Annotated in this window: 17 protein-coding genes and 1 riboswitch; of the genes, 16 read left to right on the forward strand and 1 reads right to left on the reverse strand. The window is 45.9% G+C overall.

Annotated features, from left to right (window positions below; translation table 11 throughout):
- The first annotated feature begins 23 nt into the window (after positions 1 to 23).
- The 14 genes from hscB (at position 24) to CCZ37_RS03385 (ending at position 14339) form a co-directional block, all read left to right on the forward strand.
- The gene (hscB, locus tag CCZ37_RS03320; protein ID WP_094499739.1) at positions 24 to 539 is read left to right on the forward strand and encodes a co-chaperone HscB; all 516 of its coding nucleotides are present in this window, start codon (positions 24 to 26) and stop codon (positions 537 to 539) included.
- Positions 540 to 560: 21 nt separating this feature from the next.
- On the forward strand, positions 561 to 2414 hold the full coding sequence (hscA, locus tag CCZ37_RS03325) for a Fe-S protein assembly chaperone HscA (RefSeq protein ID WP_094499740.1): 1854 nt from the start codon (positions 561 to 563) through the stop codon (positions 2412 to 2414).
- Between the two features lie 11 nt (positions 2415 to 2425).
- Positions 2426 to 2764, forward strand: a complete 339-nt coding sequence (gene fdx / locus CCZ37_RS03330) for an ISC system 2Fe-2S type ferredoxin (protein WP_010320405.1) — start codon at positions 2426 to 2428, stop codon at positions 2762 to 2764.
- Between the two features lie 50 nt (positions 2765 to 2814).
- Complete coding sequence (iscX, locus tag CCZ37_RS03335) at positions 2815 to 3009, forward strand: Fe-S cluster assembly protein IscX (RefSeq protein ID WP_010320404.1); 195 nt, start codon at positions 2815 to 2817, stop codon at positions 3007 to 3009.
- 184 nt (positions 3010 to 3193) lie between these two features.
- Positions 3194 to 4489 carry an aminopeptidase PepB gene (gene pepB / locus CCZ37_RS03340; RefSeq protein WP_094499741.1) on the forward strand — a complete coding sequence of 432 codons (1296 nt, stop codon included), beginning with the start codon at positions 3194 to 3196 and terminating at the stop codon, positions 4487 to 4489.
- A gap of 72 nt (positions 4490 to 4561) precedes the next feature.
- Positions 4562 to 4987, forward strand: coding sequence for a nucleoside-diphosphate kinase (gene ndk / locus CCZ37_RS03345; RefSeq protein ID WP_010320402.1), 426 nt, complete (start codon positions 4562 to 4564; stop codon positions 4985 to 4987).
- 209 nt (positions 4988 to 5196) lie between these two features.
- Positions 5197 to 6318, forward strand: a complete 1122-nt coding sequence (rlmN, locus tag CCZ37_RS03350; protein WP_010320401.1) for a dual-specificity RNA methyltransferase RlmN — start codon at positions 5197 to 5199, stop codon at positions 6316 to 6318.
- Between the two features lie 301 nt (positions 6319 to 6619).
- Positions 6620 to 7588 carry a cytoskeleton protein RodZ gene (gene rodZ / locus CCZ37_RS03355; RefSeq protein ID WP_094499742.1) on the forward strand — a complete coding sequence of 323 codons (969 nt, stop codon included), beginning with the start codon at positions 6620 to 6622 and terminating at the stop codon, positions 7586 to 7588.
- A gap of 8 nt (positions 7589 to 7596) precedes the next feature.
- Entirely contained in the window at positions 7597 to 8721 is a 1125-nt protein-coding gene (gene ispG, locus CCZ37_RS03360) for a flavodoxin-dependent (E)-4-hydroxy-3-methylbut-2-enyl-diphosphate synthase (protein WP_010320399.1), read from the forward strand.
- Between the two features lie 25 nt (positions 8722 to 8746).
- Positions 8747 to 10015 (forward strand): histidine--tRNA ligase, encoded by a 1269-nt coding sequence (gene hisS, locus CCZ37_RS03365; protein ID WP_094499743.1) that lies wholly within the window; start codon positions 8747 to 8749, stop codon positions 10013 to 10015.
- Positions 10016 to 10053: 38 nt separating this feature from the next.
- Positions 10054 to 10668: a YfgM family protein gene (locus CCZ37_RS03370; RefSeq protein WP_094499744.1), complete on the forward strand. Its 615-nt coding sequence runs from the start codon at positions 10054 to 10056 to the stop codon at positions 10666 to 10668.
- A gap of 12 nt (positions 10669 to 10680) precedes the next feature.
- Positions 10681 to 11841 (forward strand): outer membrane protein assembly factor BamB, encoded by a 1161-nt coding sequence (gene bamB / locus CCZ37_RS03375; RefSeq protein WP_094149451.1) that lies wholly within the window; start codon positions 10681 to 10683, stop codon positions 11839 to 11841.
- A gap of 149 nt (positions 11842 to 11990) precedes the next feature.
- Positions 11991 to 13478 (forward strand): ribosome biogenesis GTPase Der, encoded by a 1488-nt coding sequence (gene der, locus CCZ37_RS03380; RefSeq protein ID WP_026027693.1) that lies wholly within the window; start codon positions 11991 to 11993, stop codon positions 13476 to 13478.
- A gap of 636 nt (positions 13479 to 14114) precedes the next feature.
- The gene (locus CCZ37_RS03385; protein ID WP_010320394.1) at positions 14115 to 14339 is read left to right on the forward strand and encodes a zinc ribbon domain-containing protein; all 225 of its coding nucleotides are present in this window, start codon (positions 14115 to 14117) and stop codon (positions 14337 to 14339) included.
- Positions 14340 to 14343: 4 nt separating this feature from the next.
- On the opposite strand, the gene xseA is transcribed toward CCZ37_RS03385, so the two are convergent.
- On the reverse strand, positions 14344 to 15675 hold the full coding sequence (gene xseA, locus CCZ37_RS03390; RefSeq protein ID WP_094499745.1) for an exodeoxyribonuclease VII large subunit: 1332 nt from the start codon (positions 15673 to 15675) through the stop codon (positions 14344 to 14346).
- A 230-nt stretch (positions 15676 to 15905) separates the two neighbouring features.
- Here xseA and guaB point away from each other — a divergent pair, with 230 nt between their 5' ends.
- Positions 15906 to 17369 carry an IMP dehydrogenase gene (guaB, locus tag CCZ37_RS03395; RefSeq protein WP_094499746.1) on the forward strand — a complete coding sequence of 488 codons (1464 nt, stop codon included), beginning with the start codon at positions 15906 to 15908 and terminating at the stop codon, positions 17367 to 17369.
- A 96-nt stretch (positions 17370 to 17465) separates the two neighbouring features.
- Positions 17466 to 19019 (forward strand): glutamine-hydrolyzing GMP synthase, encoded by a 1554-nt coding sequence (guaA, locus tag CCZ37_RS03400; RefSeq protein ID WP_017044245.1) that lies wholly within the window; start codon positions 17466 to 17468, stop codon positions 19017 to 19019.
- Between the two features lie 48 nt (positions 19020 to 19067).
- Positions 19068 to 19178: riboswitch (TPP riboswitch) on the forward strand.
- Positions 19179 to 19250 lie beyond the last annotated feature (72 nt).

Here is a 19250-nt window from a genome sequence, read left to right on the forward strand (position 1 = left end):
CGAGCACTAGGAGCAATGTGTTAATGAACTATTTTGAATTATTTGGGCTACCAAGTCAGTTTGCACTGGATGGTAGCCTTCTTTCTTCTCAGTTTCGTGCGCTGCAAAAACGGTTTCATCCCGACAATTTTGCCACTGCGTCTGAGCGAGATCGCCTGCTTGCTGTGCAAAACGCCTCGCAAATCAATGATGCTTATCAAACATTAAAATCGCCGATCAGTCGTGCAGAATACTTGTTGCTCGAACAAGGCATAGAGTTACGCGTAGAACCCCAAACCATGCAAGATCCGCTGTTTTTAATGGAGCAAATGGAGCTGCGAGAAGAGCTTGAAGCCATCGCCTCACAGCCTGATGTTGAAAGTGCGTTATTCGATTTTGAAAACAGAGTCAGCAAGATGTATAAACAGCATCTTACTTTGGTTGAGCAACAACTTAATCATGCTCAATGGAGCCTTGCGGCTGATACCGTTCGCAAGCTTAAATTTATTGCCAAGCTCAAAAATGAAATAGAAAGAGTCGAAGAACAGTTACTCGGCTAGTTCGATAATAAGGACCAACCCATGGCATTACTTCAAATTGCAGAACCCGGTCAAAGCTCTGCGCCGCATCAGCATAAACTCGCAGCGGGTATCGACTTGGGGACAACCAACTCATTAGTCGCATCGGTTCGAAGCGGTAATGCGACGACGCTTGCTGATGAACAAGGACGCTCGATCCTCCCTTCGGTGGTCCACTATTCGGCTCAAGAGCGTTGCGTAGGCTTTGATGCCAGAGCACACGCGCAAGTTGATCCTGCTAATACCATCATTTCTGTGAAGCGTTTGATCGGCCGTTCACTGGCTGACATTCAGGCGCGTTATCCCACATTGCCTTATCGCTTCAAAGCCAGTGACAACGGTTTGCCTATTTTGCAAACGGCTCAAGGTGATAAGAATCCGATTCAAGTTTCCGCCGATATTCTTCAATCTCTTGCTCAGCGTGCCGAAGCGTCGTTAGGTGGTGAATTAGCGGGCGTGGTGATTACCGTACCTGCTTACTTTGATGATGCGCAGCGCGTGGGCACCAAAGATGCCGCTCAACTTGCCGGCTTGCACGTACTACGTTTACTCAATGAACCTACCGCTGCAGCGATTGCCTATGGCTTAGACTCAGCGCAAGAAGGTGTGATTGCGGTTTATGATTTAGGTGGCGGTACGTTTGATATCTCTATCTTACGTCTGTCGAAAGGCGTGTTTGAGGTACTCGCGACTGGTGGCGATTCTGCGCTCGGTGGTGATGATTTTGACCATTTGATTGCTGACTATTTTTTGAGCCAAATCGGCTTAGCTGAACCGCTCAGTGCAGAGCAGCAACGAGCATTGCTTGATGCGGCCACCGAAGCGAAAATTGCCTTATCTGATACTGATAGTGTCGAGGTTTCTGTGCTGGGTTGGCAAGGGCGTTTAACTCGCGATGAGTTTAACCAACTCATCACGCCACTAGTAAAGAAAACCTTACTATCGTGTCGTCGAGCACTCAAAGATGCCGAGATTACTGCAGATGAAGTGTTGGAAGTGGTGATGGTCGGCGGTTCAACTCGTACGCCACTGGTTCGAGATTTAGTCGGTGAGTTTTTTGGTCGCACACCACTAACTAGCATTAACCCTGATGAAGTTGTCGCGATTGGCGCGGCGATTCAAGCCGATATTTTAGTGGGTAATAAACCCGATTCAGAAATGCTCCTGCTGGATGTCATTCCTCTGTCGCTGGGTATTGAAACCATGGGTGGCTTAGTGGAAAAAATCATCCCACGTAACACCACCATTCCTGTTGCGAAAGCTCAAGAATTCACCACCTTCAAAGATGGTCAAACGGCCATGAGCATCCATACGGTGCAGGGCGAACGTGAGATGGTAGACGATTGCCGCTCATTGGCTCGTTTTTCACTAAAAGGTATTCCACCAATGACGGCGGGTGCCGCGCATATCCGCGTAACTTATCAAGTTGATGCTGATGGTTTACTCTCTGTGACAGCGATGGAAAAAAGTACGGGAATTCAGGCGGAAATTCAAGTTAAGCCCTCGTATGGACTGAGTGATAATGAAGTAGCCAATATGCTGCGAGATTCGATGACGTTTGCCAAACAAGATATGCAGACTCGCGCTCTGGCAGAGCAACGTGTAGAAGCCGATCGTGTAATCGAAGGTTTGATCTCTGCCTTACAGTCCGATGGTGATGAATTGTTATCTGAGTCAGAAAAGCAGATCCTTCTGAATGCAATAGAAGATTTAATTGTGCTGCGTAATGGTGATAGCGCCGATGCCATCGAGCAAGGAATTAAAGAGACAGACAAAGCCAGCCAAGATTTTGCTTCACGCCGTATGGATAAATCCATTCGCAGTGCACTTGCTGGTCAATCGGTAGATGATATTTAAAGAGAAAAATTATGCCTAAGATTATTGTGTTACCTCACCAAGAGCTTTGTCCTGAAGGTGCCGTTCTGGAAGCGCAAGCAGGAGAAACCGTACTGGATGTGGCGCTGAAAAATGGTATCGCTATTGAACATGCGTGTGAAAAATCCTGCGCATGCACGACTTGCCATATTATCGTTCGCGAAGGGTTTGACTCACTTGATGAGAGTGATGAGTTGGAAGATGACATGCTTGATAAAGCGTGGGGTCTTGAACCTGAATCTCGCCTTGGCTGCCAAGCTAGAGTCGCTAACGAAGATTTAGTGGTTGAAATTCCAAAGTACACACTCAATCTGGCTTCTGAAGATCATTAATCCTATTGAGCGTATTAACGCCCGTTCACTGTTTGTAAAAGGAAAGCAAAATGAAATGGACCGATTCTCGTGACATTGCGATCGAGCTTTGTGAGCAATACCCAGACGTAGATCCTAAAAATGTACGTTTTACGGATCTACACCAGTGGGTGATGGAACTGGAAGAGTTTGATGATGAGCCAAACCGTTCCAACGAAAAAATTCTCGAAGCGATTATTCTATGTTGGATGGAAGAGATCGACTAAGACTATTGCTAACATGATGGTTATTCAGTAAAACATCACAGAGTTAACAATTTTAACTAAAAAGAGCGGACCGAATGGTCCGTTTTTTTATCAAGTTGACATTTTGACCCTACAAAATGCTAACATCCCTTGGTTATTTAATCGTAATGGCACAGGTGAGGCCATATTCAGGCAAGGAGAAACCATGTCTACAAAGATGTCCGTATTTATCAGCCAACAAGCTGCCCAGCCTCAGTGGGGCGAAAAGGCGATTGTTTCGTTTTCAGAAAATGGTGCCACAATTCATGCTATTGAGAGTGAGCATGAACTCAGCGCGGTTCAGCGCGCGGCACGTAAGCTTGATGGGCAAGCTATCAGAGCTATCAGCCTACAAGGTGACGGTTGGCACTTAGAAAATATTTGGGCTTTCTACCAAGGTTATCGTGAAGCGAAAAAACTCAACACACTAGAATGGCAACCGCTGAGTGAGTCAGATCAAGCCGAGTTAGAATATCGTATTAAAGCGACGGAATGGACGCGCGATATCATCAATAAAAGCGCCGAAGAAGTCGCTCCGCGTCAGTTAGCGACCATGGCGGCTGAGTTCATCAAATCGCTAGCGCCTGAGCATGTCAGCTACCGCATTGTCAAAGATAAAGATCTACTCACCGAAGGTTGGGAAGGTATTTATGCGGTTGGTCGCGGCTCAGAGCGCACGTCAGCCATGCTACAACTTGATTACAATCCGACAGGAAAAGAGAGTGCTCCTGTTTTTGCTTGCTTAATTGGTAAAGGCATTACTTTTGATTCTGGTGGTTACAGTTTAAAAACGTCCAACTTTATGTCGGCGATGAAAGCGGATATGGGGGGCGCTGCAACGATCACCGGTGGCCTTGGTTTGGCTATCATGCGTGGTTTTAATAAACGTGTGAAACTCATTTTATGTTGTGCAGAAAATATGGTTTCCGGACGCGCCTTGAAACTGGGTGATATCATCACTTATAAAAACGGCACCACAGTTGAAATCATGAATACCGATGCAGAAGGCCGCCTAGTGTTGGCCGATGGCTTGATTTATGCCAACGAACAAAAACCGCAGCTTATTATTGATTGCGCGACATTAACGGGTGCCGCTAAAAATGCACTCGGCAATGATTACCATGCACTACTCAGCTTTGATGAGCGCTTATCACAGCAGGCATTGGTGGCAGCTCACCAAGAGAAAGAAGGCTTATGGCCTCTGCCTTTGGCTGAGTTTCATCGCTCTATGTTACCTTCAAGCTTTGCGGATCTCTCTAACATCAGCTCAGGTGACTATTCTCCAGGAGCAAGTACCGCAGCCGCTTTCCTCTCCTATTTTGTTGAAGATTACAAAAATGGGTGGCTGCACTTTGACTGCGCCGGTACTTACCGCAAGTCAGCAAGTGATAAATGGGCCGCAGGTGCAACGGCGATGGGGGTGCGTACATTAGCGCGCATTTTGACCGACCAAGCCCAATAATGAAAAGCTGCTCAAATCTCTGTTTTGGGCGCTTTGCTATAACTAAAAAAACAAAAGAAAAAGGATATCCTTATGGCTCTAGAGAGAACATTTTCTATCATTAAACCCGATGCGGTAGAACGTAACTTAATTGGTGAAATCTATCATCGTATCGAAAAAGCAGGATTGCGTATTATCGCTGCGAAAATGGTACATTTGAGCGAAGAGCAAGCGAGCGGCTTTTATGCTGAGCATGAAGGTAAATCCTTCTTTCCTGAACTAAAAAAATTCATGACGTCAGGACCTATAATGGTTCAAGTGCTTGAAGGTGAAGGTGCTATTGTCCGTTACCGCGAATTAATGGGTAAAACGAACCCAGAAGAAGCGGCATGTGGAACCATTCGTGCTGATTATGCGTTAAGTATGCGTTATAACTCAGTTCATGGCAGTGATAGCCCTGAATCGGCTGCGCGTGAAATCGCCTTTTTCTTCCCTGAATCAGAAATTTGCCCTCGTTAATCTTGGTATTTTCTATCCAAAATTCTTTCGATTAAGGCCTCACTTTGTGAGGCTTTTTTATGTTTATATAATTGAAATCTGCAGGAAAAAACTAATCCTTCAAGCATTGAATGACCTAGCAATTTAAGGGTTTTACAGCCCTTGTTGTTACTGCATAAAGGCTGTACAATTCGCGCCCTTATTTATTGTTTCTGTCGTTGAGAGGCCACATGACTATTGAAAAAGTCAATCTGCTTGATTTTGATCGCCAAGGTCTGCGCAAATTTTTTGCTGAAGAGCTCAGTGAAAAAGCGTTCCGCGCTGATCAGGTCATGAAGTGGATCTACCATTTTGGTTGTGATGACTTCGAACAAATGACCAATATCAACAAGAAACTGCGTGAGCAACTGCAACAACGCTGTGAAATTCGCGCGCCGATCGTTTCACAAGCACAACATTCGTCTGATGGTACTATTAAGTGGGCGATGCGTGTAGGAGATCAAGATGTTGAAACGGTTTACATCCCAGAGGAAGAGCGAGCGACTTTGTGCGTCTCTTCCCAAGTTGGCTGTGCTCTGGAATGCAAATTCTGTTCAACGGCTCAGCAAGGTTTTAACCGTAACCTCAAAGTGTCTGAAATTATCGGGCAAGTTTGGCGCGCAGCGAGAGAAATTGGCCTTGAGAAAGAGACGGGTCGTCGTCCGATTACTAACGTAGTAATGATGGGGATGGGCGAGCCTCTACTCAACATGAAAAACTTGATCCCAGCGTTAGAGATCATGCTGGATGATTTGGGTTTTGGTCTATCAAAACGTCGCGTGACGGTGTCGACTTCGGGTGTGGTTTCTGGTCTTGATCAAATGACAGGGCAAATTGATGTTGCATTAGCGATTTCATTGCATGCCCCTAACGATAAATTACGCAGCGAAATTATGCCGATCAATGATCGCTGGGATATTCAAGATTTCTTAGCCTCAGTGCGCCGTTACATTGCTACATCAAACGCCAATCGTGGTAAGGTTACAGTGGAATACGTGCTGCTGGATCACGTCAATGACGATATGGAACATGCACACGAATTGGCTAAGTTAATGAAAGGCACGCCGTGCAAAATTAACTTGATCCCATTTAACCCTTATCCCGGTTCACCTTATAAAAAACCGAGTAATTCACGTATTGACCGTTTTCAAAAAACACTGATGCAGTATGAACACACAGTGACGGTGCGCAAAACTCGTGGTGATGATATTGATGCCGCTTGTGGGCAGCTAGTGGGTGATGTGATTGATAGAACCAAACGGACCAAAATGAAACAGATGGGTGGCGATGTCATTCCTATTAAAGCGGTTTAAGTTAGACGATAAAACAAAGCCAGAGATTCCTCTGGCTTTGTACATTTTTACCATTTGAAATAATTTTCTTCGATTTTGACGTCAATTTTATGAAAAATATTGACCTAGCGGTAATTTCTTTGCTAAAGCCATGTTGTTTAACGCCAAATATCAATTAGAATTGCTAATTGATGTAATGTTAAATTTTAACTGCCGCCTGCATCAATGAATGCAGCTTTTTCACCGCGTTGGAATGCACAATTTTATTACTACGAACTAATAACAATAAAAGTGATGACGGTGCCATTCGAGCCATAACATAATGAGATGTATAAAACGGATGACTACTGAACAAGAACAGATTATTGCAGAGGTAAAAACAGACTCGGTACAACCCGGCACTTTATTAAAGGCAAAACGCGAAGCGTTGGGATTAACGCAAAAGCAAGTTGCCGATAGGTTGCGGTTACGTCTCTCTATCATTCAAAGTTTAGAGGAGAATAACTTCGCTTCAGATCAAGTCGCGATCTTTACTCGCGGTTATTTCCGTTCTTATGCTAAGGCGGTTGGGATCAAAGAGTCGGTGATTTTAGCTTCTTTTGATGATTGCTATCCTACTGTTGCGGCAGAGCAACCGATGCAAAGTTTTTCTAAGAAGACCAAGCGAGAGCTGCATGATAGCCGTATTATGACGTTAACTTGGGGTATTTTTGCCGTCATTATCGGTATTTCATCGCTATGGTGGTGGCAGAATCAAGAACAAGAGCACGCTGTCATTGAAAGTTCTCCATCGATAAGTTCGACGTCCGTTGAACGCTTACAAGATGAAGATTTCACAACCGTTAGTGAATTCGTTCCTACAGATAGTGCCCCTCAGGTCGATGCCGTCGCTGATATGCCCGTTGATGTTGAGGTTGATAATCAGATAGAAGTCAATACTCAAGCGGCTGAGCTTATACCTTCCCCTGAAGATGATGCAGCAGAAGCAGAGCCCAATGTGATCGATATTCCTGCGCCAGATAAAATTATGCCGCCTCAGAATGCAAGCAATCCATACGATCCTTTGACACTCACCTTCAGCGCAGACTGCTGGATTCAAGTGAAAGATGTGTCAGGTAAAACCCTTTCCACTGGGATTAAAAAATCAGGGCAAACCGTAACTTTGGAAGGTGAAGCTCCGTTTCAAATCATTCTTGGCGCCCCTGAAAGCGTTTCAATGACATTTGCAAGTGAACCTGTAGACCTTTCTGGGTATACTTCCGGTAAAGTCGCTCGATTCACCTTACCTTAGAAAATACTATGCAACACGAATCTCCAATTAAGCGTCGTTCATCGACGCGTATTTATGTCGGTAATGTGCCCATCGGTGATGGTGCTCCTATTGCTGTTCAATCTATGACCAACACGCGCACTACCGATGTTGCGGCAACCGTCGCCCAAATTAAAGCGTTAGAAAAAGTCGGGGCTGATATCGTACGAGTTTCTGTACCGACAATGGACGCGGCAGAAGCGTTCAAGTTGATCAAGCAGCAAGTATCCATTCCGCTGGTGGCTGACATCCATTTTGATTACCGCATTGCGTTGAAAGTCGCCGAATATGGCGTTGATTGCTTGCGTATCAACCCTGGTAATATTGGCAACGAAGAACGTATTCGCGCCGTGGTCGATTGCGCACGTGACAAGAATATACCCATTCGCATTGGCGTGAATGGTGGGTCGCTCGAAAAAGAGATCCAAATGAAATATGGTGAGCCAACACCGGCCGCTTTAGTCGAGTCAGCGATGCGTCATGTTGATATTCTTGAAAGACTCAACTTTGATCAATTCAAAGTCAGCGTCAAAGCATCGGATGTTTTTCTCGCCGTTGATTCCTACCGTTTACTGGCTAAACAGATTGCCCAACCTCTGCATCTTGGTATTACGGAAGCAGGAGGCGCAAGAGCCGGTGCAGTTAAATCGGCAGTGGGCTTAGGTATGCTGCTTGCCGAAGGCATCGGCGACACGCTGCGTATTTCACTGGCTGCAGATCCGATCGAAGAGATCAAAGTCGGCTTTGATATTCTTAAATCGCTGCGTATTCGCTCGCGAGGCATTAACTTCATCGCTTGTCCAAGCTGTTCACGTCAAGAGTTTGATGTGATCGCCACAGTCAATGCGTTAGAGCAACGTTTGGAAGACATTTTGACACCTATGGATGTCTCGATCATCGGTTGCGTGGTTAATGGCCCGGGTGAAGCTGAAGCTTCTCATCTTGGTTTGGCTGGCAGCAACAAGAAAAGTGCATTCTACGAAGATGGCGTCCGCCAGAAAGAGCGTTTTGATAACGATGATCTGGTCAGCCAACTCGAAGCGAAAATTCGCGCCAAGGCCTCTATTCTCGATGAGAAGAACCGAATCAACGTGACTCAAATCGAACAAAATTAATCTCAACGACCTTACGGTAAGTATTGTGGCAAAAACAATTCAAGCAATTCGAGGCATGAACGACTGCCTCCCAACTCAGTCTCCACTTTGGCAAAAAGTGGAAGGCACAGTGAAAAACGTGATTAGTGCATATGGCTACAATGAAGTACGTATGCCTATCGTTGAGATGACACATCTATTTAGCCGTGCGATCGGTGAAGTGACCGATGTGGTTGAAAAAGAGATGTATTCTTTTGAAGATCGCAATGGTGACAGTTTATCGCTTCGTCCAGAGGGTACCGCAGGTTGTGTCCGTTCTGGTATCGAAAATGGTTTGCTCTACAACCAAGAGCAACGTTTATGGTACATGGGGCCGATGTTCCGTCATGAACGTCCGCAAAAAGGGCGCTACCGTCAATTCCACCAATGTGGGGTTGAAGTGTTTGGTCTGGATGGTCCTGATGTTGATGCCGAGCTGATTATGATGACCGCGCGTTTGTGGCGTGAATTGGGCATCGACAAACATGTTCGTTTGGAACTGAACTCAATTGGTTCTCTTGAAGCGCGAGCCAATTACCGCACCGCCTTGATTGACTATTTAGAGCAGCATCAAGAGGTGTTGGATGAAGATGCCAAACGTCGCATGTACACCAACCCACTGCGTGTACTCGATACTAAAAATCCAGATATTCAAGCGATTTTGGGTGACGCACCCAAATTGTCTGAGTATCTAGATGAAGAATCCAAGCAACATTTTGCCGGCTTATGTGAACTTCTTACCGCTGCGGGTATCGAATACCAAGTTAATGAGCGCTTGGTGCGCGGCCTAGACTACTACAACCGCACTGTATTTGAGTGGATCACCGAAAGCTTAGGTGCTCAAGGTACGGTTTGTGGCGGTGGACGTTATGATGGCTTGGTAGAACAACTGGGTGGCAAAGCGACACCGGCAGTGGGTTTTGCCATGGGGTTAGAGCGCTTAGTGCTCATGATGGAAACACTGGAACTGACCGACGTGCGTCGCAGTGTCGATGTGTACATGGTCAGTGCGGGTGAAGGCACTATGATGGCAGCAATGAAACTTGCTGAGCAGTTGCGTGAACGGGTTCCGGGGCTGCGTGTTATGAACCATTTTGGTGGTGGTAACTTCAAAAAACAATTTAAACGTGCTGATAAAGTGGGCGCTGCGGTGGCTTTGGTATTAGGCGAAGATGAAGTCGCAGAAAGCACAGTAGTTCTCAAAGATCTTATCGGTGGTGAACAAATTACGATTTCTCAAACTGAAGTCGCCAGCAAACTGACGCATCTTGTGTAAGCAAGCGCATTTGAGACATCTATTAAAGAGGACAGGAAGTGGAACTCTACGATACTGAAGAACAACAAGTTGAAGCGATAAAAGATTGGTGGAAAGAGAACGGTAAAGCCGTGATCTTTGGTGCTGTAATTGGCCTTGGTGGCTTGTTTGGTTGGCGTTATTATCAAGATAACGTTATTGCTGCGCAAGAAGCCGCTTCTGAAAGTTATAGCAAAGCGGTAACTCAGTTAGCTGCAAAAGGCGCAGAAGCGGAGATGGTTGTTCAGAGCTTTATTGACAGTAATAAAGGCACAGAATATGCTGTTTTAGCCGCACTACAACTTGCAAAAGTTCAAGTGGAAGCGGGTCAAATTGATGAAGCTTTAGCACAGCTTGAATGGGCAAAAGCAAACACCAAAGATGATGCTATTCTACCGTTAGCGACCTATCGCCTGGCCCGCATTAAAGCGGAACAAGGCCAGTTTGATGCCGCCTTAGCTGATCTTACGACCATCACAGAGAAAGGGTGGGCGGGACGCATTGCGGAACTGCGTGGTGATATCTCATTGCGTAAAGGCGACACGGACGCGGCTTATACGGCATACACGGAAGCACAACAAGCTGACGATGCAAGCCAAACGCTACAGATGAAACTGGACGATCTTGCCAAATAAGGGCACAAGTTGATGAAAAAGTTGTTCAACAAAGTGCTCGTTTCTGCCGTTGTGCTTGGAGCACTTGCAGGGTGTGCCAGTGAAGAAGACACCATTATCATGGCTCCTGTGCCAATGGTAACCAGTGAATTTACGCCTACAACTCAGTGGAGCACATCGATTGGTGATGGCGTAGGGCATTACTTCTCAAAGTTATCTCCAGAATACGCTTACGACAAAGTATTTATTGCTAGCCGTGATGGTTTGGTGAAAGCCTTGAACCCTAAAACGGGTAAAGAGCTGTGGAAAACCGATCTTGAACAAGATGGCACCATGCGTTTATCCGGCGGTATAGCGGCGGCCTATAGCCAAATTTACATTGGTAGTGAAAACGGTTTAGTCACTGCGCTTAATGAAGCTACGGGTGAGCTTGTATGGCAAGTTAAAGTCGACGGTGAAGTGCTAGCAGCTCCGGCTGCAGATGCGAACATGATCATTGTTAATACCAGTCGTGGCACTTTGGTGAGTTTAGACCAAGCGACGGGTGAGCAAAAATGGACCATCAGTACTGAAGTTCCTAATTTAACGTTGAGAGGCGACAGCAAACCTGTTGCGGTATCGGGCGGTGTTTTTTGGGGAACCTCAGGTGGCCGTCTTGCTGCCGCTATCGTTGAGCGTGGTCAGTTGATTTGGCAACAACCGATTGGCATGCCTAAAGGTGCCACTGAAATTGACCGCCTAGTCGATGTTGATGCCTCACCTATCGTGATTGGCGGCATGCTGTATGCGGTTGGTTTTAATGGCCAGTTGATCGCCATTGATCTGCGTTCGGGCAAACCAGCTTGGAAGCGGAATTACTCTTCAGCAACAGACATGGCTAGCGATGGTGGCCGATTATTTGTGGTGACCGACAAAGATCATGTGGTGGCTGTGGATACAAGAAGCGGTACCGAACTTTGGAGCAACAAACAGCTTGAACATCGTTTGTTAACTGCACCAGCGATTATCAATGGTTACCTTGTGCTAGGTGACAGTGAAGGGTATCTACATTGGATTGATCGTAGCAGTGGCGAATTCGTTGCCCAACAATTGGTTGATAAGAGTGGTTTTGCGGTGAGTCCTCTCGCTGTCGACGATGGCTATGTCAGCATCACCCGTAATGGCAATGTAAAGAAACTGACGATTAAAAAATAAATCGTGATATAATTCACATTCGGCTCCTGGCTGGTAACAGTTAGGGGCCGTTTTATTGAATAAATAGATGTGGTTATAGGTAAAAATTTAATGCTTGCTAGCAAGTGTTTACCTATAACTACATAAGAGAAAATATTGTAGAGGTTAGTATGGTTCCTGTTGTTGCTCTTGTTGGGCGCCCCAATGTCGGTAAATCTACGTTGTTTAACCGATTAACTCGCACTCGCGATGCGTTGGTGGCGGATTTCCCCGGTTTAACGCGTGACCGTAAATATGGCCAAGCTAAATTGGGTGAGCACGACTTCATTGTTATCGATACCGGCGGTATTGATGGTAGTGAAGAGGGTGTAGAAACGAAAATGGCTCAACAGTCATTGGCCGCGATTGATGAAGCTGATGTTGTGCTATTTATGGTTGATGGTCGCGCTGGTTTAACGGCGGCTGATGAAATGATCGCCCAACATCTGCGTAAAATTGAAAAGCGAGCTATTTTGGTCGTGAATAAAGTGGATGGCATTGACGCTGATGCTGCAAGCGCTGAGTTTTGGCAATTGGGCGTTGATCAAATGTACCAAATTGCTGCCGCTCATGGCCGTGGTGTTGGGATCCTTATCGACCGAGCTTTGAATCCACTTGCTGAAGAAATGATCGAGCAGGCCGAAGGCGAAATCGAAGATCTAACCGACTTTGAAGATGCCGAAGAAGAAAAGTTAGATTACACCGAAGAAGAAGCCGAAGCTGAATACAAACGTCTGCAAGATCAGCCGATAAAACTGGCGATCATTGGCCGTCCTAATGTCGGTAAATCCACGCTCACCAACCGTATTCTCGGTGAAGAACGTGTTGTGGTTTACGATATGCCCGGAACGACGCGTGACTCCATCTACATCCCGATGATGCGTGATGAGCGCGAGTATGTATTGATTGATACTGCTGGCGTGCGTCGTCGTACTCGCATTAACGAAACGGTTGAGAAATTCTCGGTCGTCAAAACCTTAAAAGCAGTTGAAGATGCAAACGTTGTTCTGTTAGTTATTGACGCTCGTGAGAATATCTCAGATCAAGATCTTAGCCTGTTAGGTTTTGCACTAAACTCCGGACGTTCGATAGTGCTTGCAGTCAATAAGTGGGATGGGCTCGATAACGACGTCAAAGAACGTGTCAAGAAAGAGCTCGATCGCCGTTTAGGCTTTGTCGATTTTGCTCGTATCCACTTTATCTCTGCACTGCATGGCACGGGTGTGGGTCATCTATTTGAATCGGTTCAAGAAGCGTATAAATCGGCGACAACACGTGTTGGTACATCGGTATTGACTCGCATTCTTAAAATGGCAACCGATGATCACCAGCCACCTATGGTTCGTAGCCGCCGCGTAAAACTTAAATACGCTCACGCAGGTGGTTATAACCCGCCGATTATCGTTGTACACGGTAACTTGGTGAATGAGCTGCCAGATTCTTACAAACGTTATTTGATGAACTATTACCGTAAGTCTTTAGAAATCATGGGTACGCCTATTCGTATCCAGTTCCAAAGCAGTGATAACCCATTTGAAGGAAAAGTGAATAAGCTGACCTTATCTCAAGAGCGTAAACGTAAACGCTTAATGACGATGATGAAAGGACGCAGCAAGTAGCCTTCCTCATAACTGAAATACCCAAGCTAAGCTTGGGTATTTTTTTGCCTAAAATTTATCATTGGCAATAGAACTTCACTAACGTGGCGGTCTGAAAATGAAGTGCAGTGCCAAAATGATTGAGTGAAAAACAGAGCATGGCAACGTTGCTGCTTTGTATAAGTATCAAACAAAATGAGTAGAACATTTCGCCAAAAGATCATTTTAATATATTCTGGTTTTTTTGATTTATTAGCTATCAAGTGGAGTTTTATATCGTTATAAATCCATATGCAGAATATGTAACTTATGCTTTCGGCGTGTGGTTATATAAATGTTCTTTTGAGAGTAGATCGCTGAACGGAGCAGATAAAGCAAATGATCAGGCTGAGATCTTTTATCGATCATAGCCTAATGTGTATGAGATGGTTGGTGAGCCTAAAGGTATTGTGATAGAGATCAAAGCTGAACTCTCGATAATCCGAGACCATACGTGCCGTTTGATGAAGTGTCGGCTATCACATGCACGAACTATCTACGCAAACGAGCTATCTATTAAAACGAACTATCTATTAAAACGAACGATATAAAACATCTACCAAAATCACACTATGTGAAAGATGTTATGTGAAAGACACAAAGAGAGATGGGATCAATATGCAGGAAAATCTTTGCCCTTGTTGCCAAAATCCACTGGTGTGGGATGGGCGTTACCATTGTGCTCAGTGCAAACATCACTTTAACAAAATTGGTTTTTGCCCTGAGTGTGATTCGGAGCTGGAGAAATTGCAGGCGTGTGGCGCGGCAAATTTTTTCTGTAATTCATGCAATGAGCTCAAATCAAAATCTAAGATTCGATTTGAGTTTCAAGCACAGGATTAAGTGATTAATTGACGGTAGAGAAAACTTCGCCATCCGCCACTCGCGTGATCAATTGATCGCCGGTTTTTAGATCATGAGCGCGGTGAATCACTTTGCCTGAGCTATCTCGCGTGATCGAATAGCCTCGTTTTAGTGTCGCTAATGGGCTTACTGCGTCAAGCTTCTCTGCGGCTAGCGTTAAACGGTGTGCTGTGCGCAGGAGTTTTTTCTCCATTACGTCCAGTAATCGTTGCTCGCTTTTGGCTAGTCGATGCTGCTGCTTCGCCAAGGTTTGTACGGGAGAATGCAACTGCAGTTGATGGTATTGCTGGCCAATGTGCTCGCGCTGAGTCGAAATATAGCGCTGTATCGCCCGCTGTAGGCGCATTTCTGTGTCATCAAGTTGCTGGCTTTGACGCTGCAAGCGATAAGTGGGGTGCTGTTTCTCTAGCGCGTGAACCAAAGCGCGTAAATGATGCGCTTGTTGACTGGTGTAATAGCGCATCGCACTTTGTAGCTTGTGCTGGTATGAGGCGAAAGCTTGCCGCTTATTACTGTTGTCTCGGCTGACTAATTCTGCAGCAGCGGAGGGGGTTGGGGCACGTACGTCAGCCACAAAATCAGCAATCGTCACATCGATTTCATGCCCGACGGCACTGATAATTGGGATCTGACTAGCGGCAATTGTGCGCGCTACGATCTCGTGGTTAAAACACCATAAGTCCTCTAAAGAACCGCCACCGCGACCCACAATCAATACGTCACACTCTTGCCTCGCATTTGCTCTACCAATTGCTTGAGCAATTTGAATGGCCGCTTGTTCGCCTTGAACCAGTGTAGGATAAATGATGACGGGCAAGCTTGGATCGCGCCGCTTGAGCACATCAAGAATATCAAACAGGGCTGCGCCAGTTTTTGAAGTAATAACACCGACGCATTGAGGATTTTCCGGCAAGGGGCGCTTATTGGATTGTGCAAACAGCCCTTCCGCGGCCAACTGCATCTTCAGCTTTTCAAACTCTTGCTGGAGACGACCATCTCCTTCGGGTTGCATACTCTCGATAATGACTTGGTAGTCACCTCTGGGTTCATAAAGAGAAAGACGCGCTTTAACAAGTACCTGCTGGCCATTTTTAGGTTTGAAGGCCACAAAGCGATTATTGCCTTTGAACATCGCACATTTTACCTGCGCGCGAGAATCTTTGAGTGAGAGATACCAATGGCCAGAAACCGGAGCGGAGAAGTTCGATATTTCACCAACGAGCCACACAATGCCCATTTCATTTTCAAGTAACAGGCGTACTTCAGCATTGAGACGAGAGACAGTGTAGATGTTTTCGTTGGTCAAAGAAGGCAAGGCTAATCCCCTAGACGAGGGTATGGAAATTAGCGGCAATATAATACATATCAAGGGTTGGAATGCAAATTAAAAATGAAAAAATGAGTGGTCAAGCGATTACCTCGGGCGTATAATCCGACCGCAATATCAAATCCAAATCGATTTATCCTGTTCATTGTGTATTAGGGCAAATTGAGACAACTTGGATTTACCTTTTATTCACTCCTCTTAATTGTGAGATATTGCAAATGCTAAGAATTGCCAAAGAAGCGCTGACATTCGATGATGTTCTTCTCGTACCAGCACACTCCACCGTTCTCCCAAACACAGCCGATCTCCATACTCAGCTGACCAAAAATATCGCACTGAACATTCCGATGATCTCAGCTTCTATGGATACAGTGACAGAGGCTCGCCTTGCGATCGCTCTTGCCCAAGAGGGTGGTATTGGTTTTATCCACAAAAATATGCCCATTGAAGAGCAGGCTGAACAAGTCCGTCTTGTCAAAATTTTTGAAGCGGGTGTAGTGACTGCGCCAGTAACAGTTCGCCCTGACGCAACCATTCAAGATGTGATTGCTTTGACAGAGAAACATGGTTTTGCCGGTTTCCCTGTGGTGAGCGATCACAATGAGCTTGTCGGTATCATCACCGGCCGCGATATTCGCTTTGTTACTGATTTAACAAAAAAAGTTGAAGCAGTCATGACACCAAAAGATCGCTTAGCCACAGTTAAAGAGGGCGCATCTCGTCAGGATGTACAAGAGCGCATGCACAAAGCGCGTGTTGAAAAAGTCTTGGTAGTGAATGATGAATTCAAACTGACTGGTATGATCACCGCGAAAGATTTCCATAAAGCAGAACGCAAACCGAATGCTTGTAAAGATGAACAAGGGCGTTTACGTGTTGGTGCGGCTGTTGGTGCCGGTGCTGGCAATGAAGAGCGCGTAAAAGCATTAGTGGAAGCGGGAGTCGATGTTCTATTGATTGACTCTTCTCATGGCCATTCAGAAGGTGTACTTAACCGTATTCGTGAAACGCGCGCCGCTTATCCTGATCTCGATATTATCGGCGGTAATGTTGCAACGGGTGCCGGTGCGAAAGCTCTAATTGAGGCGGGCGTAAGCGCGGTCAAAGTGGGTATTGGCCCGGGCTCAATCTGCACAACGCGTATTGTTACGGGCGTTGGTGTTCCTCAAATTACGGCGATTTCTGATGCAGTTGAAGTGGCTGATCAATACGGTATTCCTGTGATTGCTGATGGCGGTATTCGCTTTTCTGGCGATATTTGTAAAGCGATTGCTGCTGGTGCATCTTGCGTGATGGTCGGCTCCATGTTTGCGGGTACTGAAGAAGCTCCGGGTGAAGTTATTTTGTTCCAAGGTCGTTCATATAAAGCTTACCGAGGTATGGGCTCGCTGGGGGCAATGTCTCAAGGCTCTTCTGATCGTTATTTCCAATCTGACAATGCAGCTGACAAGCTTGTACCTGAAGGGATCGAAGGCCGTATCGCTTATCGAGGCCGTCTAAAAGAGATCGTCCATCAACAAATGGGTGGTTTACGCTCAAGCATGGGTCTAACCGGTTCTGCCACCATCGAAGATCTGCGCACTAAAGCCGAGTTTGTTCGTATCTCTGGTGCAGGTATGAAAGAGTCACACGTGCACGACGTTCAAATTACCAAAGAAGCGCCAAACTACCGCTTGGGTTAATTAACGAACCACGAATAGATTGAAGCTTAATAGATTGAAGCTTAGGGGAGCGCGATGCTCCCCATCCACTACATTAATGATTGAGATTGACCTTAAATGACTAAAGATATCCATGACCAACGTATTCTGATCTTAGATTTCGGCTCTCAGTACACACAACTGGTTGCCCGCCGTGTTCGCGAAATCGGTGTTTATTGTGAGCTGTGGAGCTGGGATGTTGAAGAGGCGGACATCCGTGAATTCAACCCAGATGGCATTATTCTCTCTGGTGGCCCTGAAAGCGTGACTGAAGCCAACTCTCCGCGTGCGCCACAATATGTGTTTGACTCTGGTGTGCCTGTATTTGGTGTTTGTTATGGCATGCAAACCATGGCTGAACAGTTGGGCGGAAAAGTGGCCAGTTCTGAGGAACGTGAATTTGGTTATGCAGCCGTACAGTTAATGGGTGAATCGGCCCTGTTTAGCGACCTTGAGCTAACGCAAGATGTTTGGATGAGCCACGGTGATAAAGTGGTGCAAATTCCGGCTGATTTTGTCAAAACAGCGCAAACGGAAACTTGCCCTTATGCGGCAATGGCGAATGAAGAGAAAAAATATTATGGCGTGCAGTTTCACCCAGAAGTGACGCACACCAAAAACGGTCTAAAAATGCTTGAGAATTTCGTTCTCAATGTTTGTGGTTGTGAGCGTCTATGGACGGCTGAGTCTATCATCGAAGATGCGGTTGCTCGTATTAAAGAGCAAGTCGGCGACGATGAAGTGATCCTTGGCCTATCGGGTGGTGTAGATTCGTCAGTTGTGGCGATGCTGGCTCACCGAGCGATTGGTGATAAATTAACCTGTGTGTTCGTTGATAACGGCTTATTGCGTCTGAATGAAGCTCAGCAAGTAATGGATATGTTTGGCAACAAATTTGGCTTAAACATCATTCATGTTAATGCAGAAGATCGTTTCCTCAACGCACTGCAAGGTGAGTCTGATCCGGAAGCGAAACGCAAAATTATTGGCCATGTGTTTGTTGATATCTTCGATGAAGAGTCAAAGAAATTGAAAAATGCAAAATGGCTCGCGCAAGGCACGATTTACCCAGATGTGATTGAATCGGCCGCCTCTAAAACAGGCAAAGCGCACGTGATTAAATCTCACCATAACGTTGGCGGTTTGCCTGATGATATGGAAATGGGATTGGTTGAACCACTGCGTGAGCTTTTCAAAGATGAAGTACGCAAGATTGGCCTAGAGCTTGGTCTGCCTTACAACATGCTTTACCGCCATCCGTTCCCTGGTCCTGGCCTTGGCGTACGCGTGTTGGGCGAAGTGAAGAAAGAGTACTGTGATTTGCTGCGCCGCGCCGATGCTATTTTCATTGAAGAGCTGCATGCCGCTGATCTGTATAACAAAGTGTCACAAGCTTTCACGGTTTTCTTACCTGTTCGTTCAGTAGGCGTTATGGGTGATGGACGTAAATACGATTGGGTTGTATCACTACGCGCTGTGGAAACCATTGACTTTATGACAGCACATTGGGCGCACCTGCCTTATGAGTTCTTGGGTAAGGTTTCTAACCGTATCATCAATGAAGTGAATGGTATTTCTCGTGTGGTTTACGATATTTCAGGTAAGCCACCAGCAACGATTGAGTGGGAATAATCCTCCAAAAAAGCGTACTCCTTCGGTGAGTGCCCTGTTATGATTGCTGCGAAATAGTCGGGGAGCCGATGCAGATTCTGCATCGGCTGAGATCGAAATTCGAGACCCGTCGAACCTGATTCAGTTAATACTGACGTAGGGAACTATGAGCACTTTGTCACCAGCCGAATAACAACGGCTAACCTTTGTAAATTCGATTACCGAACTTTTCAAATCACGGTCAAAGTCAGT

This window comes from Vibrio qinghaiensis, assembly GCF_002257545.1.
Lineage (GTDB): Bacteria > Pseudomonadota > Gammaproteobacteria > Enterobacterales > Vibrionaceae > Vibrio > Vibrio ordalii.

What these genes read in the sequence shown, in the direction of transcription:
- der (WP_026027693.1), top strand. Translation starts at nt 11,991, where the DNA reads ATGGTTCCTGTTGTTGCTCTTGTTGGGCGCCCCAATGTCGGTAAATCT.
- hscB (WP_094499739.1), top strand. Translation starts at nt 24, where the DNA reads ATGAACTATTTTGAATTATTTGGGCTACCAAGTCAGTTTGCACTGGAT.
- bamB (WP_094149451.1), top strand. Translation starts at nt 10,681, where the DNA reads ATGAAAAAGTTGTTCAACAAAGTGCTCGTTTCTGCCGTTGTGCTTGGA.
- guaB (WP_094499746.1), top strand. Translation starts at nt 15,906, where the DNA reads ATGCTAAGAATTGCCAAAGAAGCGCTGACATTCGATGATGTTCTTCTC.
- hscA (WP_094499740.1), top strand. Translation starts at nt 561, where the DNA reads ATGGCATTACTTCAAATTGCAGAACCCGGTCAAAGCTCTGCGCCGCAT.
- ispG (WP_010320399.1), top strand. Translation starts at nt 7,597, where the DNA reads ATGCAACACGAATCTCCAATTAAGCGTCGTTCATCGACGCGTATTTAT.
- rodZ (WP_094499742.1), top strand. Translation starts at nt 6,620, where the DNA reads ATGAGATGTATAAAACGGATGACTACTGAACAAGAACAGATTATTGCA.
- pepB (WP_094499741.1), top strand. Translation starts at nt 3,194, where the DNA reads ATGTCTACAAAGATGTCCGTATTTATCAGCCAACAAGCTGCCCAGCCT.
- guaA (WP_017044245.1), top strand. Translation starts at nt 17,466, where the DNA reads ATGACTAAAGATATCCATGACCAACGTATTCTGATCTTAGATTTCGGC.
- ndk (WP_010320402.1), top strand. Translation starts at nt 4,562, where the DNA reads ATGGCTCTAGAGAGAACATTTTCTATCATTAAACCCGATGCGGTAGAA.
- fdx (WP_010320405.1), top strand. Translation starts at nt 2,426, where the DNA reads ATGCCTAAGATTATTGTGTTACCTCACCAAGAGCTTTGTCCTGAAGGT.
- rlmN (WP_010320401.1), top strand. Translation starts at nt 5,197, where the DNA reads ATGACTATTGAAAAAGTCAATCTGCTTGATTTTGATCGCCAAGGTCTG.
- iscX (WP_010320404.1), top strand. Translation starts at nt 2,815, where the DNA reads ATGAAATGGACCGATTCTCGTGACATTGCGATCGAGCTTTGTGAGCAA.
- CCZ37_RS03385 (WP_010320394.1), top strand. Translation starts at nt 14,115, where the DNA reads ATGCAGGAAAATCTTTGCCCTTGTTGCCAAAATCCACTGGTGTGGGAT.